The sequence below is a fragment of the Sphingomonas sp. ABOLH genome, assembly GCF_003951715.1.
Taxonomy (GTDB): Bacteria; Pseudomonadota; Alphaproteobacteria; order Sphingomonadales; family Sphingomonadaceae; genus Sphingomonas; species Sphingomonas hankookensis_A.
This window is the reverse complement of the sequence record NZ_QQWV01000004.1, coordinates 16,434-39,865: the sequence shown is the minus strand read 5'-3', so window position 1 is coordinate 39,865 and position 23,432 is coordinate 16,434. Positions and strand designations below refer to the sequence as shown.

General features: G+C 67.9%; 22 protein-coding genes. 12 read left to right on the top strand and 10 right to left on the bottom strand.

Annotated elements, in window-relative coordinates:
- Nucleotides 1-240: 240 nt before the first annotated feature.
- Nucleotides 241-3,648, bottom strand: coding sequence for an autotransporter domain-containing protein (locus CA237_RS03010; protein WP_241215419.1), 3,408 nt, complete (start codon nucleotides 3,646-3,648; stop codon nucleotides 241-243).
- A 246-nt stretch (nucleotides 3,649-3,894) separates the two neighbouring features.
- Here CA237_RS03010 and CA237_RS03005 point away from each other — a divergent pair, with 246 nt between their 5' ends.
- Nucleotides 3,895-7,191 carry a glycosyltransferase gene (locus tag CA237_RS03005; RefSeq protein ID WP_066687735.1) on the top strand — a complete coding sequence of 1,099 codons (3,297 nt, stop codon included), beginning with the start codon at nucleotides 3,895-3,897 and terminating at the stop codon, nucleotides 7,189-7,191.
- A 2-nt stretch (nucleotides 7,192-7,193) separates the two neighbouring features.
- On the opposite strand, the gene CA237_RS03000 is transcribed toward CA237_RS03005, so the two are convergent.
- A complete protein-coding gene (locus CA237_RS03000; RefSeq protein ID WP_066687732.1) occupies nucleotides 7,194-7,493 on the bottom strand; it encodes a hypothetical protein in 300 nt (99 codons plus the stop codon).
- A gap of 117 nt (nucleotides 7,494-7,610) precedes the next feature.
- On the opposite strand from CA237_RS03000, the gene CA237_RS02995 reads away from it, so the two are divergent.
- Nucleotides 7,611-7,916, top strand: a complete 306-nt coding sequence (locus CA237_RS02995) for a hypothetical protein (RefSeq protein WP_066687729.1) — start codon at nucleotides 7,611-7,613, stop codon at nucleotides 7,914-7,916.
- A gap of 2 nt (nucleotides 7,917-7,918) precedes the next feature.
- Here the strand turns inward: CA237_RS02995 and CA237_RS02990 are convergent, their stop codons facing one another.
- The 3 genes from CA237_RS02990 to CA237_RS02980 are packed head-to-tail and all read right to left on the bottom strand — an operon-like array spanning nucleotide 7,919 to nucleotide 10,375.
- The gene (locus CA237_RS02990; protein ID WP_232307834.1) at nucleotides 7,919-9,220 is read right to left on the bottom strand and encodes an ATP-binding protein; all 1,302 of its coding nucleotides are present in this window, start codon (nucleotides 9,218-9,220) and stop codon (nucleotides 7,919-7,921) included.
- A gap of 41 nt (nucleotides 9,221-9,261) precedes the next feature.
- A complete protein-coding gene (locus CA237_RS02985) occupies nucleotides 9,262-9,945 on the bottom strand; it encodes a response regulator transcription factor (protein ID WP_066687725.1) in 684 nt (227 codons plus the stop codon).
- Nucleotides 9,917-10,375, bottom strand: coding sequence for a PDZ domain-containing protein (locus CA237_RS02980; protein WP_126012723.1), 459 nt, complete (start codon nucleotides 10,373-10,375; stop codon nucleotides 9,917-9,919). Before CA237_RS02980 ends, CA237_RS02985 begins: the two co-directional genes overlap by 29 nt.
- Before the next feature lie 69 nt (nucleotides 10,376-10,444).
- Here CA237_RS02980 and CA237_RS02975 point away from each other — a divergent pair, with 69 nt between their 5' ends.
- From CA237_RS02975 to CA237_RS02955, 5 genes are all read left to right on the top strand, one after another.
- A complete protein-coding gene (locus CA237_RS02975; protein ID WP_126012720.1) occupies nucleotides 10,445-11,488 on the top strand; it encodes a LacI family DNA-binding transcriptional regulator in 1,044 nt (347 codons plus the stop codon).
- A gap of 135 nt (nucleotides 11,489-11,623) precedes the next feature.
- Nucleotides 11,624-12,637 carry a ferritin-like domain-containing protein gene (locus CA237_RS02970; RefSeq protein WP_126012717.1) on the top strand — a complete coding sequence of 338 codons (1,014 nt, stop codon included), beginning with the start codon at nucleotides 11,624-11,626 and terminating at the stop codon, nucleotides 12,635-12,637.
- Between the two features lie 20 nt (nucleotides 12,638-12,657).
- Nucleotides 12,658-13,671 carry a ferritin-like domain-containing protein gene (locus CA237_RS02965; RefSeq protein WP_126012714.1) on the top strand — a complete coding sequence of 338 codons (1,014 nt, stop codon included), beginning with the start codon at nucleotides 12,658-12,660 and terminating at the stop codon, nucleotides 13,669-13,671.
- A 24-nt stretch (nucleotides 13,672-13,695) separates the two neighbouring features.
- Nucleotides 13,696-15,024, top strand: coding sequence for an Nramp family divalent metal transporter (locus tag CA237_RS02960; RefSeq protein WP_126012711.1), 1,329 nt, complete (start codon nucleotides 13,696-13,698; stop codon nucleotides 15,022-15,024).
- A gap of 220 nt (nucleotides 15,025-15,244) precedes the next feature.
- The gene (locus CA237_RS02955) at nucleotides 15,245-16,192 is read left to right on the top strand and encodes a nitronate monooxygenase family protein (protein WP_066687712.1); all 948 of its coding nucleotides are present in this window, start codon (nucleotides 15,245-15,247) and stop codon (nucleotides 16,190-16,192) included.
- Here the strand turns inward: CA237_RS02955 and CA237_RS02950 are convergent.
- A complete protein-coding gene (locus CA237_RS02950; RefSeq protein ID WP_084401225.1) occupies nucleotides 16,187-16,645 on the bottom strand; it encodes a DUF1465 family protein in 459 nt (152 codons plus the stop codon). The genes CA237_RS02955 and CA237_RS02950 overlap by 6 nt on opposite strands.
- An 83-nt stretch (nucleotides 16,646-16,728) precedes the next feature.
- The gene (locus CA237_RS02945; RefSeq protein ID WP_066687702.1) at nucleotides 16,729-16,926 is read right to left on the bottom strand and encodes a DUF465 domain-containing protein; all 198 of its coding nucleotides are present in this window, start codon (nucleotides 16,924-16,926) and stop codon (nucleotides 16,729-16,731) included.
- A 23-nt stretch (nucleotides 16,927-16,949) separates the two neighbouring features.
- On the opposite strand from CA237_RS02945, the gene CA237_RS20185 reads away from it, so the two are divergent.
- Nucleotides 16,950-17,234, top strand: coding sequence for a YdcH family protein (locus tag CA237_RS20185; protein WP_332307259.1), 285 nt, complete (start codon nucleotides 16,950-16,952; stop codon nucleotides 17,232-17,234).
- A gap of 48 nt (nucleotides 17,235-17,282) precedes the next feature.
- Here CA237_RS20185 and dksA read toward each other — a convergent pair whose 3' ends face one another.
- The 3 genes from dksA to CA237_RS02925 form a co-directional block, all read right to left on the bottom strand.
- Complete coding sequence (gene dksA / locus CA237_RS02935) at nucleotides 17,283-17,750, bottom strand: RNA polymerase-binding protein DksA (RefSeq protein WP_055756271.1); 468 nt, start codon at nucleotides 17,748-17,750, stop codon at nucleotides 17,283-17,285.
- 182 nt (nucleotides 17,751-17,932) lie between these two features.
- A complete protein-coding gene (locus CA237_RS19965; RefSeq protein ID WP_232307832.1) occupies nucleotides 17,933-18,850 on the bottom strand; it encodes a hypothetical protein in 918 nt (305 codons plus the stop codon).
- Nucleotides 18,851-19,082: 232 nt separating this feature from the next.
- On the bottom strand, nucleotides 19,083-19,514 hold the full coding sequence (locus CA237_RS02925; protein ID WP_066687697.1) for a host attachment family protein: 432 nt from the start codon (nucleotides 19,512-19,514) through the stop codon (nucleotides 19,083-19,085).
- A gap of 96 nt (nucleotides 19,515-19,610) precedes the next feature.
- Here CA237_RS02925 and serS point away from each other — a divergent pair, with 96 nt between their 5' ends.
- The 4 genes from serS (at nucleotide 19,611) to CA237_RS02905 (ending at nucleotide 23,380) form a co-directional block, all read left to right on the top strand.
- The gene (gene serS, locus CA237_RS02920) at nucleotides 19,611-20,888 is read left to right on the top strand and encodes a serine--tRNA ligase (protein WP_066687690.1); all 1,278 of its coding nucleotides are present in this window, start codon (nucleotides 19,611-19,613) and stop codon (nucleotides 20,886-20,888) included.
- A 64-nt stretch (nucleotides 20,889-20,952) separates the two neighbouring features.
- Nucleotides 20,953-22,029 (top strand): M23 family metallopeptidase, encoded by a 1,077-nt coding sequence (locus CA237_RS02915; protein WP_206432939.1) that lies wholly within the window; start codon nucleotides 20,953-20,955, stop codon nucleotides 22,027-22,029.
- On the top strand, nucleotides 22,026-23,036 hold the full coding sequence (locus tag CA237_RS02910) for a potassium channel family protein (protein ID WP_066687688.1): 1,011 nt from the start codon (nucleotides 22,026-22,028) through the stop codon (nucleotides 23,034-23,036). Before CA237_RS02915 ends, CA237_RS02910 begins: the two co-directional genes overlap by 4 nt.
- Nucleotides 23,036-23,380, top strand: coding sequence for a DMT family protein (locus tag CA237_RS02905; RefSeq protein ID WP_066687686.1), 345 nt, complete (start codon nucleotides 23,036-23,038; stop codon nucleotides 23,378-23,380). Before CA237_RS02910 ends, CA237_RS02905 begins: the two co-directional genes overlap by 1 nt.
- Nucleotides 23,381-23,432 lie beyond the last annotated feature (52 nt).

The following is a 23,432-nucleotide window of genomic DNA, read 5'->3' as shown; positions in this document are numbered from 1 at the left end:
GAAGACGCCATATCGTCGTCACCCTGGGCTTGACCCGGGGTCCCGCTTCCTCGCCGATCGCCACAAGTCGGGACCGCCGATCACCTCCGCGGTGGTGAAGCGATCTGGTGGCCCGCTCCCGATCCCGTTCGCCCAGCACCCTACCGCGCGCAAACAAGAAGGCGGCAGACCACCTGGACCGCCGCCTTCTCTCCGTTCACGCAAACGACCGGCGCGCTCACACGCGCCGGCTGCTACCCATCAGAAGCGCACCTTCACCGTACCGCGATACGACTGGTTGCGGATGTCGCGTTCGATCGTCGTGTCGGCCGCGACCGAGAATTCGACCTTGTCGCTGCCGAACGCGAAGCCGCCGCCGATCTCACCCCATTCATCGTCGCGGCTGGGCAGCGCGAACGCCACGCTCGGCCCGATGCCGTTCGCGAAGTTCGCGGTGAAGAACGCCGCGCGATCCTCGAACTCCCGGACATAATAGGCCGAGGCGAACGGACGGAAGCCGCCGAACGCTCCGTCGAGCACCGCACCGGCGCGGCCTTGGAGGCTGGTGTAGTTGTCTGCATCGTAGCGCAGCGCCGGACCGCCGCCGGTTTCGACCGTCGGGGTGAAGCCCAGCTGGCTGGCACGAACCGCAACGCGCGGGCCGATGTGCAGCTGGTCGGTGCCGAACAGATAGCCCGCGCCGACTTCCGCCGACAGCGCCAGCGCATTGTCGCGGGCGCGCAGCGTGAAGGGCGTGGTGCCCAGCGTCACGTTACGGCTGGTGCGCGCCTGATAGACGCCCGCACCGAACTGCGCATCGACGGTGACGCCCATCGGCGCCTGCACCTTGCCGTACAGCGTCCCCTGGATCAGCTCGCCGCGCGCCTGCTGGCCAAAGCGCTGCTGCCCGTCGACATCGCTGTACGACAGGCCGAAGCCGAGCACGGCGGTATCCGACAGCGCCTTTTCGACGCCGCCCGCGATGTAGAAGCCGTCGAACTCGTCGCGACCCGATGCCGGGTTCGTGCCCGGCATCCCCGGCGAACTGCCGCGGATATAGCCGCCCGCGAGGAACGCACTGGCATCGTCGGGCAGCACGCCCTCGCGGATCGAGGTGACCGACGCATCGGTCTGTGCCGCGACGCCCATGGTCGGGGCCATCACTGCCCCCACCACCACATCGCTCGGCCGCCCCATCACCGCCAGCGTGCCACCCAGCGGCTGCGCCGGATCGATCGCCGCCAGCCGTTCGCGATAGAAGCGGGCGACATTGTCCATCGCCACCGTGCCGATCGCGCGCTTGGTCGTCTCGCTACGCGGGGCAAGACCCTCCAGCGACGCCTGGATCCCGGCCTGGCTCTGCAGGTCGAGAATGCCGTAAGCGCCCGCCACCGCCGCATAGTTGCTGCGGTTCTGGTCGAGCAGTTGGGCATAGGCGGTCTGGATCGGCGTCTGCGCGACGACGCTCGCATAGCTGCCGGCATCGATCCGCGCGGTCACGCTGTTGGCGGTGTAGCTCAGCACCGGCCGCAGGATCGCGCTAAGCGCCCCCGGCTGGGCAAAGCGGCCACGGATTTCGCCGGCGGCGGTCAGGATCGTGTAGCTGTCGTTATAGCGGATCGTGCTGCCCGCCACCGGATTGAACAGCACCGATCCGCCGATGCTAGCCAGCCCGTCGGTGGTGCCGTTGCGGACCAGTGCGATCCTGTCCGACGCGCCATTGTTGCCGATGTCGATCGCCAGCTGCGTGCCCGACGCCAGGATCAGGTTGCCGCCGATGGTCAGCGTGCCGATCGTCCCGATCGTGCCCGGCGCGATCGTGCCGCTGACACTCGTTAGGAAGCGCGAATCGACCCGGCCCGAACCGCTGAGCAACCCGCCCAGCAGGAAATAATCCCCGCCGGTCGCCACGCGGCCGTCGACGATGGTCTGGCCGTTCAGCTGGTTGATCTCGATCAGGCTGGTGAGCGAGCCGGTGCTGGTGACGTTCAACCGCGCCTGGCTGTTGGCGATCGACAGGCGGTCGATGGTGACGCTGGTATCGAGCGTCGTGGTACCCGCCGCGCCGAGCGTCACGTCGAAATAGCGTCCGACGATGCCCGACGCCTTTACCGGGTTCGTGTTGTTGGGGACGAAGTTGGTCGCACCCGGCAGGCCGTTGGCCAAAGTCGCGGCGGCACGCGCCACCGCGGCGGGACCGCGGTCGACCGGGTCCTGCGCGACCGCCACGCCGTTCTGGTAATAGATGCCGGTCGCCAAATCCTTGCAGATCGAGCTCGACGCGCTTTCGAAGCACAGCTGCCCGAAATCGCCGCCCGATCCGGCCTCACCCTGGCCCGCGGTGGTCGGCACGCCGTTCACCAGCTTGCCGTTCTGGATCACCTGATAGCTCGGGTCGAGCTCGGTCTGCCAATGGGTCGCGTCGGTCCACTTCGCATCGCCCGCCTTCGCGCTGACATAGCGGTAGGGGTTCGAGGCGACGATATAGTCCCAATAGAGATAGAGCGGCTGATAGAAGGACGTCGTGCCGTAGGACGACGACGGCTGCGCGGCATAATAGCGCGTGCCGCCCGAGAGTACGCCCAGCACGACCGGCTTGCTATACGTCTTGTCGAGGATCAGCGGACCACCCGAATCGCCGCCGGCGGTGATGCCTTCGTTCGGAAGCGCATTGTCCTTGAACAGGTTGAAGTCGAACCGGCTGGCCGACGCCGTGCCGCGACGCGGATCGTCGAGGTCGGTCATGTACAGGTTCTGGTTCAGCGTCCGCGCCGTGTCGCCATAGAGGAACAGGTCGACATCGCTGAGCGAGGTCAGCGCGCCGAGATAATTTTCCGCCACGCGACGACGATAATCGATCCCGCCGGTATCGCCGTTCAGCCCGGTACCGTTGCGGCCATAACCGGTGATGACGACATGATAGCCGGTGCCGGTGGCGTTGTTGATCGACGACGGCGCGGGCAGTGCCGAGAACAGCAGCGCCCATGCCGGGATACCGACCGCCGGCGTGTCGAGCGTCGCAATGGCGACGTCGGCCTGCAGGAAGCCGCGATTTTCGGGCTTCAGCGAGTCGGTCAGGTACGACACCTGATTGACGTTGAACATCGCATTGGCGGGGGTCGACCGGAACGCGGTCACGCCGGTCGTGGGATTACCGAACAGCCAGTCGCGCACGCCCTGCAGGTTATCGGCCTTGAAACCGAACGCCATCTGCTTGTTGCCGGTTTCGGTGCCATAGGCGCTGGCCGGACTGGTGTTCATGCAGTGCGCCGCCAGGATCACCATGCGCGGGTTGACCAGCGTGCCGGTGCACAGGCTCAGGCTGCCGCCGCCCTGATTGATGAACATCTGCCCGACGCCGGTGATGTCGTTCGGGTCGCGTGCCGTCGTGGGCGTGCCCGGCGGGTTGATGACGACCTGCGGCTCGTCGACCGACGACCCGCCCGGCATCACACCACCCGGCGCAATGCCCAGCGGAGCGACACTGACCGGCGCGCTGCCGATCGGAGCAACGCTCACCGGTGCGGCGGAGATCGTGCCGGCATGCGGTGCATGGACGGACTCCGTCGGACGCTCCTGCGCCTGTGCCTGCACGGCGAACGGCATCACCGATGTCAGCAACGCGCAACGAGCCATCCGGCGGAAAGCCGCCGATCGACGCTGTACCATGTAAATCCCCCTATACTTCGAACGGCCCGGAAAACGCCGTGATTGCGGCATCCTATGCTTTGTCGGGGGGCTGTCAATTCATGCCGGGTCGTATCGATCATCAATAATCCGGAATGCGCAACCTGTTGCAAAGCGGCATCACGCGCCGTCCTGCCCGCGTGACCAAAAATTCATGTGGCGCTCACCGCCCGGCGCGGCCCGATCCCGTAACGCGGCCGGCACAGTCGTTATTGAGGTCGCCGCCACGTGAGCAAGCCCATCTTCTTCGATCCCACCGGCCGGCGCGGCATCTGGGCGAGGCGCGGGGTCGCGCTGCTGATCCTGGCGGTCGTGCTGGCGGCGATCGCCTTTGCGACGACACTCGTACTGACGCCGCGCACGCTCGGCATGCCCCTGCCCTTCGCGCGGCGGCATGGCGAAGCCTTCGCGCCGCGCAACGACGGGTTGGCGAACCATCGCCGCTGGCTGCCCCGCACCAGCGCGCCGACGCCGGGATCGCCGCTGACCATCGGCTTCTACGTCCCCGACACCGCCGGCGGGCTGTCGTCGCTCCAGCGGCACATGACCGGCCTCGACTGGGTCGTGCCGGCCTTCGTCACCGTCGTCGGGCAGCAGGTCCATGCGATCGACGATCCACGCCTGACACAGCTCATGGCCGCCACGCGCCACGCGCCGAAGGTGCTGCCGATGGTGCAGAACCTGACCGACGAAAACTGGGACGGCGCAGGGGCCGCAAAGATGCTGGCCGATCCGCAGGCCCGCGCGGCTTTGGTGGCGCAGCTGGCCGGCTATGCGCAGGCGCATCACGCCGCCGGTCTGGTCATGGACTATGAAAGCCTGCCCGCCGCAGCGGTCGCCCGCTATCCCGCCTTCCTCGCGCAGCTCCACGCCGCCCTGCCCAAGGGCGCGATCCTCGCCGTCACCGCGCCGGCGGGCGATCCCGAATGGCGACTGGCCGATATCGCCCGCGCCACCGACCGGGTGATCCTGATGGCCTATGACGAACATTGGGAAAGCGGCACCCCCGGCCCCATCGCGTCGCAACCCTGGTTCGTCGATCAGGTCGAACAGGCCATTCGCCAGGTCGGTCGCGACAAGCTGGTCGTGGCGCTCGGCAGCTATGCCTATGACTGGCACGATGGCGGCGCCGATGCGCTCTCGATCGAGGAAGCCTGGCTCGCCGCGCACGACTCATCGGCCCCGGTCGGCTTCGACCGGTCGAGCGGCAATGCCGGCTTCACCTATGACGACGAACGCGGCAGCCGCCATCAGCTGTGGATGCTCGACGCCGCGACCAGCTGGAACGAACTGGCGGCGCTGCGTCGGTTGGGGCTGGACGATGTCGCGCTGTGGCGACTGGGCAGCGAGGATGCCGGCATCTGGAACGATTTCGCCGCCTTCCGCACCGCCGGGCGCGTGCCGCGGCTCGGCCGCCTGCGAAGCGCGGTCAATGTCGATGTCGAGGGATCGGGCGAAGTGCTGCGCATCACCAGCCGCCCGACGGATGGCCACCGCCTGCTGCAATTCGACCGCGACGGCATGATCGCCGACGAACGCTACACCGCGCTCCCTACCCCCTATGTCGTGCAGCGCACCGGCAGCGCCGATCCGAAGGCGATCGCGCTGACCTTCGACGACGGCCCCGACGCTACGTGGACGCCGCCGATCCTCGACGCGCTGGAAAAGGCCGGGGTGCCCGCCACCTTCTTCGTCGTCGGCGAAAACGCGCTCGAACATCCGGCGCTGTTGCAGCGGATCGTGGCCGATGGCGACGAGATCGGCAACCACAGCTACACCCACCCCAACCTCGCCACGACCGGCGAACGCACGACCAAGCTGGAGCTGAATGCCACCCAGCGGCTGATTCAGGCCTATACCGGCCGGTCGACCACGCTGTTCCGCGCGCCTTATTTCGGCGATGCCGAACCGACGACGATGGACGAAATCGCACCCGCGCTGCTGGCGCAGGACCTCGGCTACACCGTCGTCGGGCTGCACGTCGATCCCAACGACTGGCAGCGGCCGGGCACCGACGCGATCGTGCGGCAGGTGGTGGAGCAGGTCGAGGACGCCAGCGCCGACAGTTCGCGCAACGTCGTGCTGCTGCACGATGGCGGCGGCGACCGGCAGCAGACGGTCGATGCCCTGCCGCAAATCATCGCGATCCTGAAGGCGAAGGGCTATCACTTCGTCACCGCATCGCAGCTGGTCGGCGTGCCGCGCGCCGTCGCGATGCCGGCGGTGACCGGACGCGACCTCGCGGCGGTCCGCACCGATGTCGCCATCTTCATCGTGCTGGCGGCGATTGCGGTCGGCCTCGCCTGGCTGTTCTACCTCGCCATCGGTCTCGGCATGGCGCGCGCGGTGCTGATGGCGGCGCTGGCATGGTTCCAGTCGCGGCGGACGCGCCCGACCCCGCCCGACTATCATCCCAGCGTCTCGGTCATCATCCCGGCATATAATGAGGAGCGGGTAATCGCCGATTCGGTCGCGCGGGTGCTGGCCAGCGACTATCCGGGGCTGCAGGTGATCGTCGCCGATGACGGGTCGAAGGACGCCACCAGCGCCGTCGTGCGCGACCGCTTCGCCCGCGATCCGCGCGTCACGCTGCTGACGCTCGCCAATGGCGGCAAGGCGGCGGCGCTGAACCGCGCGCTGTTGCAGGCGGAGGGCGAGGTGATCATCGCATTGGACGCCGATACCCAGTTCGAACCGACGACCATCGCCCGGCTGGCGCGCTGGTTCGCCGATCCGAAGCTGGGGGCGGTCGCGGGCGATGCGCGGGTCGGCAACCGGGTGAACCTCGTCACCCGCTGGCAGGCGGTCGAATATATCACCGCGCAGAATCTCGAACGCCGCGCACTCGCCGGGTTCGATGCGATGACGGTGGTGCCCGGCGCGGTCGGTGCCTGGCGGCGCGCGGCACTGGATGCGGTCGGCGGCTATCCGGAGGACACGCTGGCCGAGGATCAGGACCTGACCATCGCCATCCAGCGCGCCGGCTGGCGCGTCACCTACGACCCGCGCGCCGTCGCGTGGACCGAAGCGCCCGAGAGCTTCAAGGCGCTCGCCAAGCAGCGCTATCGCTGGGCGTTCGGCACGCTGCAATGCCTGTGGAAGCATCGCCGCGTGCTGCTGACCGGCAAGCCCGCTGGCCTCGCCCGGATCGGCCTGCCCCAGGCATGGCTGTTCCAGATCTTCTTCGCCGCCATCTCGCCGCTGATCGACCTCGCGCTGATCCTGTCGATCGTCGGCACGGCCGTCCGCGTCGCGCAGCATGGCTGGGCACAGACCAGCGGCGATGTCGGGCAGATGGGCCTGTACTGGCTGTGCTTCACCGCGATCGACGTCTTCTGCGGCTGGATCGCCTATCGGCTCGACGGCAACAAGACGCGCTATCCCGCCCATCTGCTCGTCGCGCAGCGGCTGGTGTACCGGCAGATCATGTACTGGGTCGTGCTGCGCGCCATCGCCTCGGCGATCGGCGGGTTCGTGGTCGGATGGGGAAAGCTGGAGCGCAGCGGCCGGGTGGAGGCGGCGTGAGGTCAGAAGGGAATCTTCAGCCGCACCATCAGTCGTGGGATCGTGATCCCGCTGCCCAGCGCCGCGCTCTCACCCTCGACCGCGGCCTTGGCGTCACCAATCCGCACTTCCGCCCGCATCGGCTCTTCCGCCGCAGCGGGCGGGGCATTCAGGCGATAGCGGCGGCTGTCGCGCTCGCCGCACACGACGATCTCGCCGTCGTCTTCCGCCTTGCCGCATTTCGGTTCGGGCGACAGCGGCGTCAGGTCGATCCGCGCGGGCGGTTCGGTGCCCGCCTGCATCAACAGAAGCAACGCCCACATCGCCCGTCTCCTTCCGGTCAAGGAATGTTCCCGCGAAATACGGCACGGCAAAGGCAGCCCCTTGGAGCATCGACCGCCACCTTGCCCGAGTCCTCCCGGCATCCTAGCTGATAGCTCATGGTATTCGATCTGGGCCGGGCGATGCGCAAGAAGGCGGAGCATGAAACCGCGCGCCTGCTCGACTTCGAATTTCGCATGCGGGTCCGGGCCACCCGCATGCTGCTGTCACGCCTCGGCCTCGACGAAACCGTCGCTGCCTCGCTGGTGGCCACCATGGCGGAAGACGCCGCCCTCGCCCATGTCACGCAACTTGCCGGCACCGAAATCGACTCCGTGACCGCGTCCTATCGCGACTGCCTGACCATCGCCCATCGACAACTGGTCGCCGAACGCGGCGACCCGACCCCGCACCGCCTCGCCTGACCCTACACGGCGATCGTCATCCGCGCGACCAGCCCCGGCGCATTGTCGCCCAGCTCCAGCGTGCCGCCATGCAGATGCGCGACCGCCGCAACCAACGACAGGCCCAGGCCCGCCCCGCTTTCGGTCCGCGCCGCATCCAGTCGCCCGAAGCGCCGCAGCGCATCGTCGCGCCGGTCGGGTGGGATACCCGGACCATCGTCGGCAACGATGATCGCCACGCTGCCCTCCGCCTGCTCGACGCCGACCCGGATAACACCAGCGCCATATTTCAATGCGTTATCGACCATATTTGCCACCGCCTGTCCGATCATTTCGCGATTGGCGGGAACGGTCACACCGCCGCCATCCACGACGCGGATCGCCAGCCCGCGGTCCTCGGCCAGCGGTTCGAACATGTCGGCGACATCGGCGACCAGCGCGGACAGGTCGACCGGCTGGAACGCCTCCCGCCCGATGCCCGCCTCCGCCCGCGTGATGCGCAGCGCGGTGTCGAGCATCCCGAGCAACCGGTCGCCCTCATCCATCGCCCGCAGCACCGCGACCCGCCCCTCCTCGCTCTCCGCCGCCGCCAGCGCGCGTTCCAGCGTCGCGCGCAGCCGGGTCAGCGGGGAGCGCAGGTCATGCGCCAGCCCATCGGTCGCCAGCTTCAGCTCGCCGACCAGCATCGCGATCCGGTCGAGCATCGCATTGACCGACCGGCCCAGCGCCTCGAACGCGTCGTTGCCCCCGTCCAGCGCGACCCGCTGCGCCAGATCGCCCGCCGTCACCGCCGCCACCGTCTGTGCCGTCCGCCCGAGCCGCGCCGCGATCAGCCGCGCCGCCGCCCATCCGGCCAGGGCGGCCAGCAGCAGCGCGACGACCATCGCCGCGACCATCGCCGCCTCCATCGCGCCGACGAACGCCAGCTCGCCCTCGATCACATGGCCGGTCAGCAGCCGCGTCCCATCGGGCAGGACGGTGCCGATCACCCGCATCGCCTCCGGCTGGCTGCGCGCCACGCGAAAGATTTCGATGGTCGATGGCGGTCCGATCACGACATTCGGGGGCCATGCCGCCACATTGCCCGCCAGCACCCGCCCGTCGCGCCCGATCACCAGCACGACCGATTGCGGCCGGTCGCTCCGGTCCAGCCGCGCCTCGGCGACGCGCACCAGCCGGTCGACCCCGCCCGACGCCCATCCGTCCAGCAGCGTCGCGCGCAATCGCCCCGCCTCGTCGGTGGCATTGGCGGTCAGCTGCTTTTCGGTAATCGACCGGACCGTCAACAGCACGACCGCCGACCCGGCAATCTGCAACGCGAACACCAGCGCGGCAAAGCGCAGCGTCGCCGACCGGCTCCACCGGATCAGGCGTCGGCTCCCAGCTTATAGCCCGACCCGCGCACCGTATGCAGCAGCCGGCGTTCCTCACCCTCGTCGATCTTGCGCCGCAGCCGGCTGATATGCACGTCGGTCACGTTGCTGCCCGGATCGAAATGATAGTCCCACACGCCCTCCAGCAACATGGTGCGGGTCACCACCTGCCCGGCATGGCGCAGCAGATATTCGAGCAGCCGGAACTCGCGCGGTTGCAGGTCGATGACCCGCGTCCCCCGCCGCACCCGCCGGGCAAGCAGATCCATCTCCAGATCGTCGCAGACGAGCTTCGTCTCGACCGCCGGCCCGCCCGCCTGTTGCCGCCGGGTCAGCAGCCGGACGCGGGCGAGCAGTTCGGCGAACACGAACGGCTTGGTCAGATAGTCGTCGGCCCCCTGGGTCAGCCCGGCGACCCGGTCGTCGGGCGATCCCATGGCCGACAGGATCAGCACCGGCGTAGCGACCCCGGCGGCCCGCATCGCCGCGACCGCCGCCATGCCGTCCATCTGCGGCAGCATCCGGTCCATGACGATACAGTCGTAGCCGCCGTCAATGGCATGGAACAGCCCGTCGCGCCCGTTGGTGGCGCGATCGACGTTGAACCCGGCCTCGGTCAGCCCCTTGGCGATATAGCTGGCGGTTTGTTCATCGTCCTCGACGATCAGGATCTTCACCTTGGCCCTCCGTTGGTCGCCGCCATATCAGCGTGCGGCCCACGCCGTCACCCCTTGCCGCGACATGCAGGCGCGCGACGCCGTCGCCCTCCGCACGCAGCAGCATGTCCGGCGTCGGCGCGCCCGATCCGTCGACCCGGTCGATCACATCGCCGACGCGCAGCCCCGCTTGTGCAGAGGCGCCACCAGTCTCCAGGCTGGTGACGATCAACCCGTCCGGCGCCTGGGTAACGGACAGCGTCGCGCCGCCGGCCGTCACTGCGCTCCGCCCGCTGGCAAGGACGCTGGGTCCGACCAGGGCAAGGGCGACCAGACCGCTCAGCGCGATCCCGCGTACCGGCATTCCCGACCTGCGCCCGATCGCGTCCATCGCCACCTCCTTCGCCGCCACCCTGCGCCATGCCGGGCGTCCGGCGGATGGGCGGCACATGAAGATCGCGTCATCTTCGCACCTGCGAAGGTTGACATGCGCGCGGCGGCGTGGAGGAAGATGGCGCCCATGAAATCCCCGCGATCGCGCCCGTCCCGGCGCATCACCATCGTCGATGTCGCGCGCCATGCGGCGGTATCGACGAAAACCGTGTCCCGCGTGCTGAACGGCGAACCGCACGTCACCGATGCGGTGCGCGACCGGGTGCGCGAAGCGGTGCGCGTGCTCGACTATCACCCCAACATCATGGCGCAGGGGCTGGCGCGGCAACGCTCCTACCTGATCGGGCTGGTCTATGAAAATCCCTCGCCCAGCTATGGCGTCGACCTGCAGATGGGCGTGCTCGACCGGTTGCGCGGCGAACGCTACCGGCTGGTCGTGCTGCCGGTGCGTTCGGTCAACGACCATGCGGACGAGGTCGTCGGCCTGCTGCGCTCGGCCGCGATCGACGGCGTGGTGCTCGCCCCGCCGGCATCCGACAGCCGCCGCATCCTCGACGAACTGGTCGGGATCGGCATGCCCTTCGCCCGCATCTCGCCGACCCAGTTCGACGATATCGTGCCGGGCGTCGTCGTCGACGACGTGGTCGCCGCGGCCGAAGTCGCCGGCGCCGTCCTGGCGCAGGGCCATCGCCGCATCGGCATCATCAAGGGCGATCCGACCCATGCCGCCAGCAGCGCGCGCATGACCGGCTATGCCGACGCCTTCGCCGCCGCTGGCGCGCAGATCGATCCGACGCGGGTCATCGACGGCCTGTTCACCTTCGATTCGGGCTTTGCCGCCGCGCGGACCCTGCTCGACCGGCCCGACCGGCCGACCGCGATCCTTGCCCAGAACGACGACATGGCGGTCGGCGCGCTGATGGCCGCGCGCGAACTCGGCATCGACGTGCCGCGCGACCTGTCGATCGTCGGGTTCGATGATTCGGAAATCGCCCGCATCACCTGGCCGCGCATCACCACCATGCGCCAGCCGGTGTTCGACATGGCGGTCAGCGCGACGTCGCTGCTGCTCGATCAGCTGTCCGGCACGCCGGTCCCGGCGACCATCGCCCACGAACACCGCCTGATCCTGCGGGAATCGATCGCGCCTCCGCCGGTCGCTGGGGGGTAGCATCGCGGCACGACAGCCAATACAGCACGCTACAGCGATATGTCGGTCGGCCTGACCCGCATATCATCGAAGGAGAGGTCCGGGTCGTTCCGTCATCCACGGAACGGGGCCGCCAGGGTTTAAGGGAACCGGTAGATGACCGACGAGACACAGATGGTTGCAGCCCTCGACGCGCGGGTGCGCCGACGCGAGGAACGCCGGGACTTCTTCCGTGCCTTTGGCGCGGTGGCGGCGGTCGGCACCGGCCTCGCGCTGACCTCGTGCGGCGGCAACGACGACAACTCGCCCACCCCGACGCCCAGCGGCACGCCGACGCCGACCCCGACGCCGACCGCAACGAACAGCAGCGGTTTCACCGACCTCGACGTGCTGAACTTCGCGCTGAACCTCGAATATCTCGAAGCGCAATTCTATGCCTTCGCCGCCAATGGCACCGGCCTGGCTGCCACGCTGCTGACCGGCACCGGCACCGCCGGGACCGTGACCGGCGGCAAGAAGGCCAATCTGAGCGACCCGATCGTCGCCAACTATGCCCGCGAAATCGCACAGGACGAAGTGGCGCACGTCGAATTCCTGCGCAACGCGCTGGGCACCGGGGCGATCGCGATGCCGAACATCGACATCAGCGCGACCGCGACCAGCGCCTTTTCGAACGCCGCGCGTGCCGCCGGCCTGATCGGTCAGGGCGCGACGTTCGATCCCTATGAGAATGACGACAATTTCCTGCTCGCCGCCTTCCTGTTCGAGGATGTCGGCGTCACCGCCTATCGCGGCGCGATGGGCGGCATCGCCAACGCGCTGATCCGTCAGGCGGCGTCGGGCATCCTCGCCGCCGAATCCTATCACGCGGCGATGATCCGCTCGGCACTGTACATGCGCGGGCTGACCACCCCGACGCTGATCGATTCGACCGAAGCGATCTCGAAGGCGCGCGACGATCTCGACGGCGCCAGCGACATCGATCAGGGCGTGCGCCCGATCGGCGACCAGTCGAACATCATGCCGTTCGATTCCACCACCGGCCTCCCCTATGGCCGCACCACCGGACAGGTGCTCAACATCGCCTATCTGAACCGGAACGCCGTCACGACGGGCGGATTCTTCCCCGCCGGCGTCAACGGCGCCATCAAGTCCAGCGCGGCGAACTGAGCCTTTCGGGAGCGACCCAGATGACCAACGAATCGATCCTGTCGGTGCTCGACACCAACGATAGCCGCCGCGCCGATCGCCGCGACTTCCTGCGCAGCGCGGGCAGCGTGTCGGCCGTGGTGGCCGGCGCGTCGCTGCTCGCCGCCTGTGGCGGGAACAACAGCAACCCGGCCCCTACGCCCACCCCCACGCCGACCGCGACGACGTCGCCCACGCCGACGCCGTCCTCGACGCCGCTGACCGACGCCGATGTGCTGAACTTCGCGCTGAACCTCGCCTATCTCGAGGCGCAGTATTTCAGCGTCGTCACGACCGGCGCCGGCCTGTCCGCCGACCTGTTGACCGGGGCCGGCACCGCCGGGGCCGCCAGCGGCGGGCGCCAGCGCGTGTTCGCCGATCCCGTCCTCGGCCAGTTTGCGCGCGAAATCGCCGCCGACACCCGGGCACAGGTCGCGCTGCTGCGCCGCACGATCGGGACCCCGGTCATCGCCCAGCCGGCGATCGACCTCGGCGTCACCGCGACCAGCGCTTTCTCGAACCTCGCCCGCACGGCGGGGCTCATCACCGGTACGGCGGCGACCTATGACGTCTATGCCACCGACGAACAGGTCATGCTCGGCGCGTTCGTGTTCGCCGACGTCGCCGTCACCGCCTATCGCGGCATCACCGCCGGCGTGACCGGCGCGGCGTTCATCGACGCGATCGCGGGCATGGTCTCGGCCAAGGCCTATCATGCCGGCCTGATCCGCGCTGCGCTGTATCGCAAGGGCATCGCCACCCCGGCGATCCTCGATGCGACCGAAGCCCTGTCGAAGGCCCGCGACGACCTCGAAGGTGCCAACGACACCGATCAGGGGGTGAAGCCGGTCAACAACGCGTCGAACATCGTGCCGACCGACGGCAGCGCGCTGACCTTCAGCCGCCTGCCGGCACAGGTGCTCAACATCCATTACCTGACCCGCGCCTCGGTCTCGGCCGGCGGCTTCTTCCCGGCGGGGGTCAATGGCGCGCTGAAGACCAGCAACGCCGTCTAACGTCTGATTTCGGGAGCGTATCGCATGGCCCCTCCGACCAGCGCAGACGCTCCCGAGCGGCGCCCCAGCCTGCCGGGTTCGTTCCGCACCGTGCCGGTTCCAGCCGGCGCCGGGCAGTTCTGGCGCAAGCTCGGTGCCTTTGCCGGCCCCGGCTATCTCGTCGCGGTCGGCTATATGGACCCGGGCAACTGGGCGACCGACATCGCCGGCGGTTCGGCGTTCGGCTATACGCTGTTGTCGGTCATCCTGCTGTCGAACATCATGGCGATGGTGCTGCAATCGCTGTCGGCCAAGCTCGGCATCGTCACCGGCCTCGACCTCGCCCAGGCGTGCCGCGAATATTATCCTTCGCCGATCCGCTGGGTCCTGTGGGTGCTGTGCGAGCTGGCGATCATCGCCTGCGACCTTGCGGAGGTCATCGGCACCGCCATCGCGCTGCAACTGCTCTTCGGTATCCCGCTCGTCTGGGGCGTGTGCATCACCGCCGTCGACGTGATGCTGATCCTGCTGCTCCAGCAATATGGCTTTCGCAAGCTGGAAGCGTTCATCGTCGCGCTGCTCATCATCATCGCCGGCTGCTTCGCGGTGGAACTGTTCCTCGCGCAACCCTCGCTCGCCGCGATCGCCGACGGGCTGATCCCGCGAACCGAGATCGTGACCAATCCGGCGATGCTCTACATCGCGATCGGCATTCTCGGCGCGACCGTGATGCCGCACAACCTCTATCTGCACTCCTCGATCGTGCAGACGCGCAGCTTCGACCGGACGCCGGAGGGTCGACGCGAGGCGGTGAAGCTGGCGACGATTGACAGCTCGGTCGCGCTGATGCTCGCGCTGTTCATCAACGGATCGATCCTGATCCTCGCCGCTGCGACCTTCCACACCGCGGGCCGCACCGACGTCGCCGAAATCCAGGACGCCTATCAGCTACTGACCCCGATGCTGGGTGCCGGTGCCGCCAGCATCCTGTTCGCGGTCGCGCTGCTCGCCTCGGGCCAGAACTCGACCATCACCGGGACGCTCGCCGGACAGATCGTGATGGAGGGGTTCCTCAACATTCGCCTGCCGGCGTGGATTCGCCGGATCGTCACCCGGCTGATCGCGATCGTCCCCGCCGTCATCGTCGCCAGCCTTTATGGCGAAAGCGGCACGGCGCAGCTGCTGATCGCCAGCCAGGTCGTGCTGAGCCTCCAGCTGCCCTTCGCCGTCTATCCGCTGGTCCGCTTCACCGGCGACCGGGGCAAGATGGGCGACTTCGCCAACCGCCCGGTACTGGCGCTGGCCGCATGGGTCATCTGCGCGGCGGTGATCGTGCTCAACTTGGTGCTGCTCTATCAGGTCGTGACCGGCTGACTTTCCTACTTGGCCGAAACATGCATGCTGTTCCGGCTCTTTGACATTGCCCGGCACCGCTCGACGCACCGATTGAACCACAAGTGTCGACTTCCACGCCGAAGTTGCCCTGCAAGTCATTGCAGAACAACGAAATCTGGTCGTTATAAACTTCGACGTACCGTAACCTTCGCCAACTTTCGCCGCTGGACAGTGATTACGGTTGCGCTATGAAACTCATATGGCGCTTCCTTCTCTCTTCGACAGGCTGACGATCCCGGTCATCGGGTCGCCGCTGTTCATCATCTCCGGCCCCGATCTGGTCATCGCCCAGTGCAAGGCCGGGATCGTCGGCTCCTTCCCGGCGCTGAACGCCCGGCCGCAGGCGCAGCTCGACGAATGGCTCCACCGCATTACAGAGGAACTGGCCGCCCACGACCGCGCCAACCCGGACCGCCCCGCCGCGCCCTTCGCGGTCAACCAGATCGTTCACCGCTCCAACGACCGGCTGGAGGCGGACCTGACGACCTGCGCCAAATGGAAGGTGCCGATCGTCATCACCTCGCTCGGCGCGCGCGAGGACCTGAACACCGCCGTCCAGGGCTGGGGCGGGATCACGCTGCACGACGTCATCGACGACCGCTTCGCCCACAAGGCGGTGGAAAAGGGCGCCGATGGCCTGATCCTCGTCTGCACCGGCGCCGGCGGCCATGCCGGCCGCCTGAACCCCTTCGCCTTCACGCAGGAGGTTCGCCAGTGGTTCGACGGCCCGCTGGCGCTGTCGGGCGCGATCGCCAATGGCGGCGCGGTGCTCGCGGCCCAAGCGGCGGGCGCCGACCTCGCCTATGTCGGCTCCCCCTTCATCGCCACCGCCGAAGCCAATGCCGTCGCCGCCTACAAGCAGGCGGTGGTCGACGGCCGGGCGGACGATATCGTCTACAGCAACCTCTTCACCGGGGTGCACGGCAATTATCTTCGCGCCTCGATCGTCGCCGCCGGCCTCGATCCCGACGCCCTGCCCGACAGCGACGCCTCGAAGATGAATTTCGGGTCCGGCGCAAAGGCTTGGAAGGACATCTGGGGCGCGGGCCAGGGCATCGGTGCGGTCGATGCCGTCCTGCCCGCCGCCGACCGTATCGCGCGCATGGCGGAGGAATATCGCGCCGCCCGCACCCGGCTGGCGCTATAGCTGCATCGCCAGCCGTTCGAACATCGCCCGCGCCGGGCTGGCCGGCGGCGGGCTGGTCTTCGACCGCTCGATCCGTTCCGCCCGGCGATACAGGTCGAGGCTGGCGCGGATCAGCACCTGCGTCCCCGCCGGCATCGTCTCCAGCACCTCGTCCTCGGTCACCGGCGACGTGGCCAGCGCGCGCAGCGGATCCTCGGCCAGGTCCGGCGCCATCTCGCCCGCATCGATCGCGCGCTGGGTCAGCAGCCACGCGATGACGTGCATCAGCCGCGTCGTGATCTTGAGCGATTCGCACGACAGCACCACCCGCGCCATCGGGTCGAGCAGCGCGCGTTCCGCCTGTCCGGCATCGTTGAAATAGGATCGCGCCTCGTCGGCCAGCAGCATGGCTTCGACGTACAGCGAATCGATCAGTCGGCGTTGAACGTCCGCCCCGTGTCCGGCTGGTCCCATGATCCGCTGGATGCCACGCCCTGCCGCCGGACGACAAGCGCCCGATGACGCGCGACCGTCCCTGAACGAACCAACCGGGCGGTTCAGGCGATGATGTCGGGGATCAGCTGGTCCTCGATCGCCGCGATCTCGTCGCGCAGGCGCAGCTTACGCCGCTTCAGCCGGGCGATTTGCAACTGGTCGACCTGCGCCGCCATGCCCAGCGCCGCGATCGCATCGTCGAGGTCGCGATGCTCGATCCGCAGCAGCCCCAGACGCTGTTCAAGGTCCGATTCGTCCATCGCGGTCCACTCTCGCTTGGCGCTTGGCCGCTGGCAACGGCCCGTCGGTCATTTTCGCACGCCATGTCGAAAAAGCCGCTCGCGGCATGGCGACAATCGTCGGCGGCTGTGTTCTATTCATTCCCCCAACAGCCAAGCAGGAGGATGCAACGATGCAGTCTGCCCACCTCACCGCCCTCGAAGCGAAACATGCGACGCTCGATCGTCAGATCGCCGCCGAAACGCAGCGTCCTTCCCCCGACCAGGCGCTGCTGTCCTCGCTGAAGAAGCGCAAGCTGATGGTGAAGCAGGAGATGACGGCGCTGTAACGCGACGACCTGCGCGGGGCCCTGCCGGCCCCGCGCCTTGTCGTGCGCTCAATCCTCGCGCGATACCTTTTCCTGGCGTTCGTGGCGGCTCTGCGCCTCGACCGTCATCGTCGCGATGGGGCGGGCTTCCAGCCGGCCCAGCGCGATCGGCTCCCCGGTGACTTCGCAATAGCCATATTCGCCATCGTCGATCCGGCGCAGCGCCGCCTCGATCTTGGCGATCAGCTTGCGCTGGCGATCACGGGTGCGCAGTTCGATCGAAAAGTCGGTCTCGCTCGATGCGCGGTCGGTCAGGTCGGCCTCGCGCAGCGATTCGTTCTGCAGATGCGCCAGCGTGTCCTGCGCCTCGCGGTGGATTGCGTCCTTCCATGCCAGCAGTTTGGCCCGGAAATAGGCCTGCTGACGGGGGTTCATGAACGGTTCGTCCGCATGGGGACGATATCCGGTGCCATCGTCGTTCGCCGGCGGCGGTGGCATGTCGAGAGGTTGTTTCGTGTCGCTCAAAACCGTGGCCATCCCCATTCTCCACCCAGGGGCGTCCCTCTACGAAGCCCGCGGGGTCGCCCTCTCTTGTCCCGCGCGCCTATATCGAGCGGGGGGCGGCTCCACAAGCGTTGCGGAACATGGGACATTGTTCCCGTCGCATCGCCGACGGGTCCGTATCGTACCGGTGTGACTCGTCGTCCCTTTACGGTACGTTAACCGTAGCGAAGTGCTGGCGTAGCGCGCATTTCAGAAATATGACCGCGGGAATAGGTCACATTGGCTTGAACTTTACGGTTTCTTTCGCCTTGGTGATGCAGGACGGACCCGCGCGATGCTCTCGGGCACGTAGTCGGGGTTCTTTGGGAAGAGTGGTGCTGCATGTCGGTAAAGATGGCATTGGCGAAATTATGCGCATGTGCCTGTGGCGGTGCCGTCATCGGCGGCGGCGCGGTGCACGTCGCCGAATCGTCGCAACATCGTGAGATCACGAAGCGCGCCATCACCAAACGCGTCATCACGAAGCGAGTCGCGGCGCGCCCGGCCCCCAAGCGAGTCGTGAAGCGCATCGTCACCCGGACCAAGACCGTGTGCGCACCGACCGTCGTGACCGTCGCCAGCCAAGCCGATCCCGTGCCGCTGCCCCCCGCCTTTGCCAGCCCCGACATGCCGGTCATGCAGGGCGGCGGCTTCGCCCCCGGCCCGGTACTGGTCGGCGGCACCGGCGGCGGCGGGATCGGCGGCGGCTTCTTCGCGGGCGGCTTCTTCGGCGGCGGCGGTTCGGGCGGGTCGAGCGGGATCGTCGTATCGTCGACCTCCAGCACGAGCGGCTCCACCTCGACCTCGGCCGGTGGGTCATCGACCAGCACCGGCGGCGTGTCGAGCACCAGCAGCACGTCGTCCGCGTCGGGCGGCAGCAGCGGAAACGTGTCCAGCTCGTCCAGCGGCAATGTCTCGTCGTCGTCGAGCGGCAATGTGTCGACGTCCACCTCGTCGAGCGGGAACGTGTCGACCTCGACCTCCTCGAGCGGCAACGTCTCGACGTCGACCTCCACCTCGTCGAGCGGCAACGTATCCACCAGCACGTCGTCGGCATCGTCCGCCTCGACATCCTCGGCGACCAGCTCGTCCACCTCGTCGTCCTCCAACGGCTATCCGCCGCCCCCGCCGCCGGACAAGCCCCCGACGCCGGTGCCGGCCCCGCCGATGCTGCTGCTATTCGGTGGCGCCGCCGCGGCGCTGGTCCTGCGCAAGCGGTTCGCGCGCAAGGTGGCCAGCGACGCCGCCTGATCCCGGTCGATTGCACGACAAAACGGGCCGCGTGGAACCCCCGCGCGGCCCGTTTTCCGTTCCGGCCTTTCGGCATCAGGCGTTGGCGAGCAGCTTCTCGATCTGGTCGACCGGATGGCCGGTCAGGTCCTTGTCGAGTTCGCCGGCCAGCTTGTCGCTGACCGCCTTGTGATAATGTTTGCGCATCTCGCCCAGCGTCTTGGGCGGGGCGACGATGATCAGCGATTCGAACTCGTTCGCCAGCGCACGCTTGCGCAGCAGCTCGGCCGCTTCCGCCGCGAACCGGTCCTCGGCCTGCTGATGGAAATCGACCTCCCCCATCGTGCCGCCGGTGGTCGACGACGCCTGACCCGCCGCATCGGTCTTCTGGTGGCGGTCGGCGGGATTGGCCTGCAGCTTCTGATCCTCGACGATCAGGTTCGGCATGTCCGCATCGCCTTCGTTGCGAAAGAACAGCATCTTGCGCCCGTCCGCGACCAATATGCAGGCGTCATGGGGTATCCGCATCGTCCATCTCCTTATGGCTGTCCGGGCGAATGAACGCGCCGATGGGCGGGGCGGTTGCGGCTTGCATGGCTCGGCTGGCCTCGCCATAGCCCCGCCATGCACGATATCCGCCTGATCCGCGACGATCCCGCCGCCTTCGACGCCGCCCTTGCCCGCCGGGGTCTCGACCCGCGATCGGCCGAGATCGTGGCGCTCGACGAGCGCCGCCGCGCGCTTCAGACCGAGATCCAGACCGCTCAGGCGCGCCGCAACGAAGCATCGAAGGCGATCGGGGCAGCCAAGGCGAAGCGGGACGAGGACACTGCCGCAATGCTGATGGCCGAAGTCGCCACGCTGAAGGATCGGATGCTCGCGGCCGAGCTGGAGGAGGCGTCGCTCGCCAGCGAACTGCGCGGCGTTCTCTCGATCGTCCCCAACCTGCCGCTCGCCGATGTGCCCCAGGGCGCGGACGAGGACGATAACGTCGTCGAAAAGACCGTAGGCGATCCGACTGCCTTCGGCTTCGATCCTGCCGAGCATGACGCGATCGGCCCGGCCATCGGCCTCGATTTCGAAACCGGGGTCAAGCTGTCGGGCGCGCGCTTCACGCTGGTGCGCGGCGCGGCAGCCAAGCTGCACCGTGCGCTCGGCCAGTTCATGCTCGACACGCTGACCGGCATCCATGGCTATGAGGAGGTCGTGCCGCCGGTGCTGGTGCGTAGCGACGCGCTCTATGGCACAGGACAGCTGCCCAAATTCGCCGAGGACCTGTTCCGGACGACGGAAGAACATTGGCTGATCCCGACCGCCGAAGTGTCGCTGACCAATATCGTCGCAGGCGACATCCTCGCCGAGCGCGAGCTGCCGCTGCGCTTCACCGCGCTGACCATGTGCTTCCGTTCGGAAGCTGGTGCCGCGGGACGCGACACGCGCGGCTTCATCCGCCAGCACCAGTTCGAAAAGGCGGAAATGGTATCGATCACCACGCCGGAGCAGTCGGACGCGGAACATGAACGCATGACCCAGGCGGCCGAGGATATCCTCAACCGTCTCGTCCTTCCGTTCCGCCGCATGAAGCTGTGCACCGGCGACATGGGCTTCTCGGCCGCACGCACCTACGACCTCGAAGTCTGGCTGCCCGGCCAGCAGCGCTATCGCGAAATTTCGAGCTGCTCGACCTGCACCGACTTCCAGGCGCGCCGCATGAACGCACGCTATCGCCCGGAGGGGGAGAAGGCGACCCGCTTCGTCCATACCCTCAACGGTTCGGGCCTTGCGGTCGGGCGGACGCTGGTCGCGGTGCTGGAGAACTACCAGCAGGCCGACGGATCGGTCGTCGTGCCCGACGTGCTGCGCCGCTATGTCGGGCAGGACGTTCTGGCGCCCGCACGCTGACGGCTTTCCCGCTGCGGCGGCCATGGTTAAGGTCGCGTCGGGGATGACGGGCAAGGGGTTGGCGATGAAGGTCGGAACGCGGAGCGCGGCGGCGCTGATTGTCATGGGCCTGGCCAGCGGGTGCATCCCTGCCTCGCCCGGCTACGATCCTGCCCCGGCCCTGCCACAGGCGCCGCCGGTCGCCGCGCCCGGCACCCCGCCTGCGACCAAGCCGGAAGGCGACGGCGTCACCGCACTTCCCTCCCCGCCGCCGGCCTGGGAGGCACGTCGCGTCGTCGCCAATGCCCACAGCATCGCCGAAAGCAGCTACGTCGTCCGGCCCGGCGATACGCTGCGCGGTATCGCCAACGCGACCGGCGCCGGATCGGAAGCGATCGCCCGCGCCAACAACCTGCCCGCACCCTTCACCATCCGCGCCGGACAGCGCCTGACCATTCCCGGCGGCCGCTATCATACCGTGCATGAGGGCGAGACCGGCATCGCCATCGCCCGCGCTTACGGCGTCGACTGGTCGCGGATCGTCACCGCCAATGCCCTGACCGAACCCTATATCCTGCGTACCGGACAGCGCATCCTGATTCCCGGCGATGCCTTGCCGCGCTCCGCCGCCGAACGCGCCGCCGCGTTCCGGCTCGACATCGACGACATCCTCACCGGCGGCGAACCGGCAATCAAGCCGAACGAAAAGCCAGTGGTCGCGGTGACCTCGCCCAAACGCGTCCTGCCCTCGACCGCCGCCATCGCCGCGCCGACCACGACGCCCGGCACCTTCGCCTGGCCGGTCGATGGCCGGCTGTTCAAGCGATTCGGCGCCGGCGCCAGCGGGGAGCGCAATGACGGCATCAAGATCGCGGTGCCGCTGGACACCCCCATCGGCGCAGCGGCGGACGGCACCGTCGCCTATGTGGGGACCGGCGTGCCGGGGCTGGGCGGCGTGGTCATCGTCCGCCACGGCGGCGGGCTGACCACCGTCTACGGCCATGCCAGCCAGTTGCTCGTCCAGCGCGGGCAGGCGGTGAAGAAGGGGCAGAAGATCGCCCTGTCCGGCGATTCGGGCTTTGCCGACCGGCCGATGGTCCATTTCGAGATGCGTTCGGGCCGCACCCCGGTCGATCCGCTCACCCGGTTGCCGCGCCGGTGAGAGCGCCCGGCCGGCGCGCGATCCTGCGCCAGTCGTCGTCGCTGCCGGTCTGGGCCTCGATCCTGTGGCGGGTCGTCGCGGTGCTGGCGCTGGTCGGGATCGCCATCGGCGTCCACTGGTTCGACCGCGCGGGGCTGCGCGACAATTACGACGGGTCGGTCAGCTTCATCGACGTCATCTATTTCACGATGATCTCGATCACGACGACCGGCTATGGCGACATCGCACCGGTCACCGAACGCGCGCGACTTTTCGATGCGTTGATCGTTTCGCCGATCCGGGTGTTCGTCGTGCTGCTGTTCATCGGCACGACCTATCAGTTCGTCTTTCGGCGCAGTTGGGAGCGTTGGCGCATGGCGCTGTTGCAGGAAAAACTTTCCGGACACATCGTCGTCGCCGGCTTCGGCAAAACCGGTTCCGAAGCGGTCGATGAACTGATTGCCCGGGGCGAGGACGCCCGCCGCATCGTCGTGATCGATCCGGTACAATCGCATCTCGATGAAGCGCAAAAGATCGGCTGCATCGTGCTGCAGGCCGATGCCACCCGCGACGCGACGCTGAACGACGTCTGCGTGGCAAAGGCACGGGCGCTGATCGTCGCGACCGGCCGCGACGACACGTCGATCCTCGTGACGCTCACCGCCCGCCACCTCGCCCCCGACCTGACGATCAGCGTCATTGTGAAGGCGGAGGACAATGAATCTCCTGCCCGGGCCGCCGGCGCGACGACCGTCATCAACCCGGTCAGCTTTGCCGGCCTGCTGCTCGCCGGATCCTGCCGCGGCCCGCATATCGCCGACTACATGCTCGACCTCGCCTCGATCGACGGCGCGGTCGCCCTGTCCGAACGCCCCGTCGCTCCGCACGAAGTCGGGCAGCCGCTGTCCGCGATCACCACCGGCCTCGGCCTGCGCATCTACCGGCAAGGTGGGAAGATCCGGTTCGACAGCCCCGAAGCCCGCAACCTGCAACCCGGCGACACGATCGTCGAAGTGGTGACCCGATAATGCCCGATGCTGCCCGTCTCTGGCCGATCCTGCTGCTGATCGCGTCGAACATCTTCATGACCTTCGCCTGGTACGGCCATCTGAAGCACAAGGGGGCGCCCCTGTTCTTCGTGATCGTCGTCAGCTGGGGCATCGCCTTTTTCGAATATTGCCTCGCCGTGCCCGCCAACCGCATCGGGTCGCAGGTCTATTCGGCGGCGCAGTTGAAGGGGATGCAGGAGGTCATCACCCTGACCGTCTTCGCGATCTTCTCGGTCGCCTATCTCGGACAGAAGATTACGGTCAATCACATGATCGGCTTCACGCTGATCGCCGGGGGCGCGTTCTTCCTGTTCCGGCAATAGGTTCCGCTGCCCCTATCATTTTTCGCCGAAATCGCTATGTGACGCGGCGATC

Excerpts from the sequence above, each read along its gene's own strand:
- CA237_RS02925 (WP_066687697.1), bottom strand. The coding sequence starts at position 19,514 with ATGCGGATACCCCATGACGCCTGCATATTGGTCGCGGACGGGCGCAAG.
- CA237_RS02905 (WP_066687686.1), top strand. The coding sequence starts at position 23,036 with ATGCCCGATGCTGCCCGTCTCTGGCCGATCCTGCTGCTGATCGCGTCG.
- serS (WP_066687690.1), top strand. The coding sequence starts at position 19,611 with ATGCACGATATCCGCCTGATCCGCGACGATCCCGCCGCCTTCGACGCC.
- CA237_RS03010 (WP_241215419.1), bottom strand. The coding sequence starts at position 3,648 with ATGGTACAGCGTCGATCGGCGGCTTTCCGCCGGATGGCTCGTTGCGCG.
- CA237_RS02945 (WP_066687702.1), bottom strand. The coding sequence starts at position 16,926 with ATGGACGAATCGGACCTTGAACAGCGTCTGGGGCTGCTGCGGATCGAG.
- CA237_RS02960 (WP_126012711.1), top strand. The coding sequence starts at position 13,696 with ATGGCCCCTCCGACCAGCGCAGACGCTCCCGAGCGGCGCCCCAGCCTG.
- CA237_RS02955 (WP_066687712.1), top strand. The coding sequence starts at position 15,245 with ATGGCGCTTCCTTCTCTCTTCGACAGGCTGACGATCCCGGTCATCGGG.
- CA237_RS02995 (WP_066687729.1), top strand. The coding sequence starts at position 7,611 with ATGGTATTCGATCTGGGCCGGGCGATGCGCAAGAAGGCGGAGCATGAA.
- CA237_RS02950 (WP_084401225.1), bottom strand. The coding sequence starts at position 16,645 with ATGGGACCAGCCGGACACGGGGCGGACGTTCAACGCCGACTGATCGAT.
- CA237_RS02965 (WP_126012714.1), top strand. The coding sequence starts at position 12,658 with ATGACCAACGAATCGATCCTGTCGGTGCTCGACACCAACGATAGCCGC.
- CA237_RS02915 (WP_206432939.1), top strand. The coding sequence starts at position 20,953 with ATGAAGGTCGGAACGCGGAGCGCGGCGGCGCTGATTGTCATGGGCCTG.
- CA237_RS03000 (WP_066687732.1), bottom strand. The coding sequence starts at position 7,493 with ATGTGGGCGTTGCTTCTGTTGATGCAGGCGGGCACCGAACCGCCCGCG.
- CA237_RS02980 (WP_126012723.1), bottom strand. The coding sequence starts at position 10,375 with ATGTGCCGCCCATCCGCCGGACGCCCGGCATGGCGCAGGGTGGCGGCG.
- CA237_RS02970 (WP_126012717.1), top strand. The coding sequence starts at position 11,624 with ATGACCGACGAGACACAGATGGTTGCAGCCCTCGACGCGCGGGTGCGC.
- dksA (WP_055756271.1), bottom strand. The coding sequence starts at position 17,750 with ATGGCCACGGTTTTGAGCGACACGAAACAACCTCTCGACATGCCACCG.
- CA237_RS02975 (WP_126012720.1), top strand. The coding sequence starts at position 10,445 with ATGAAATCCCCGCGATCGCGCCCGTCCCGGCGCATCACCATCGTCGAT.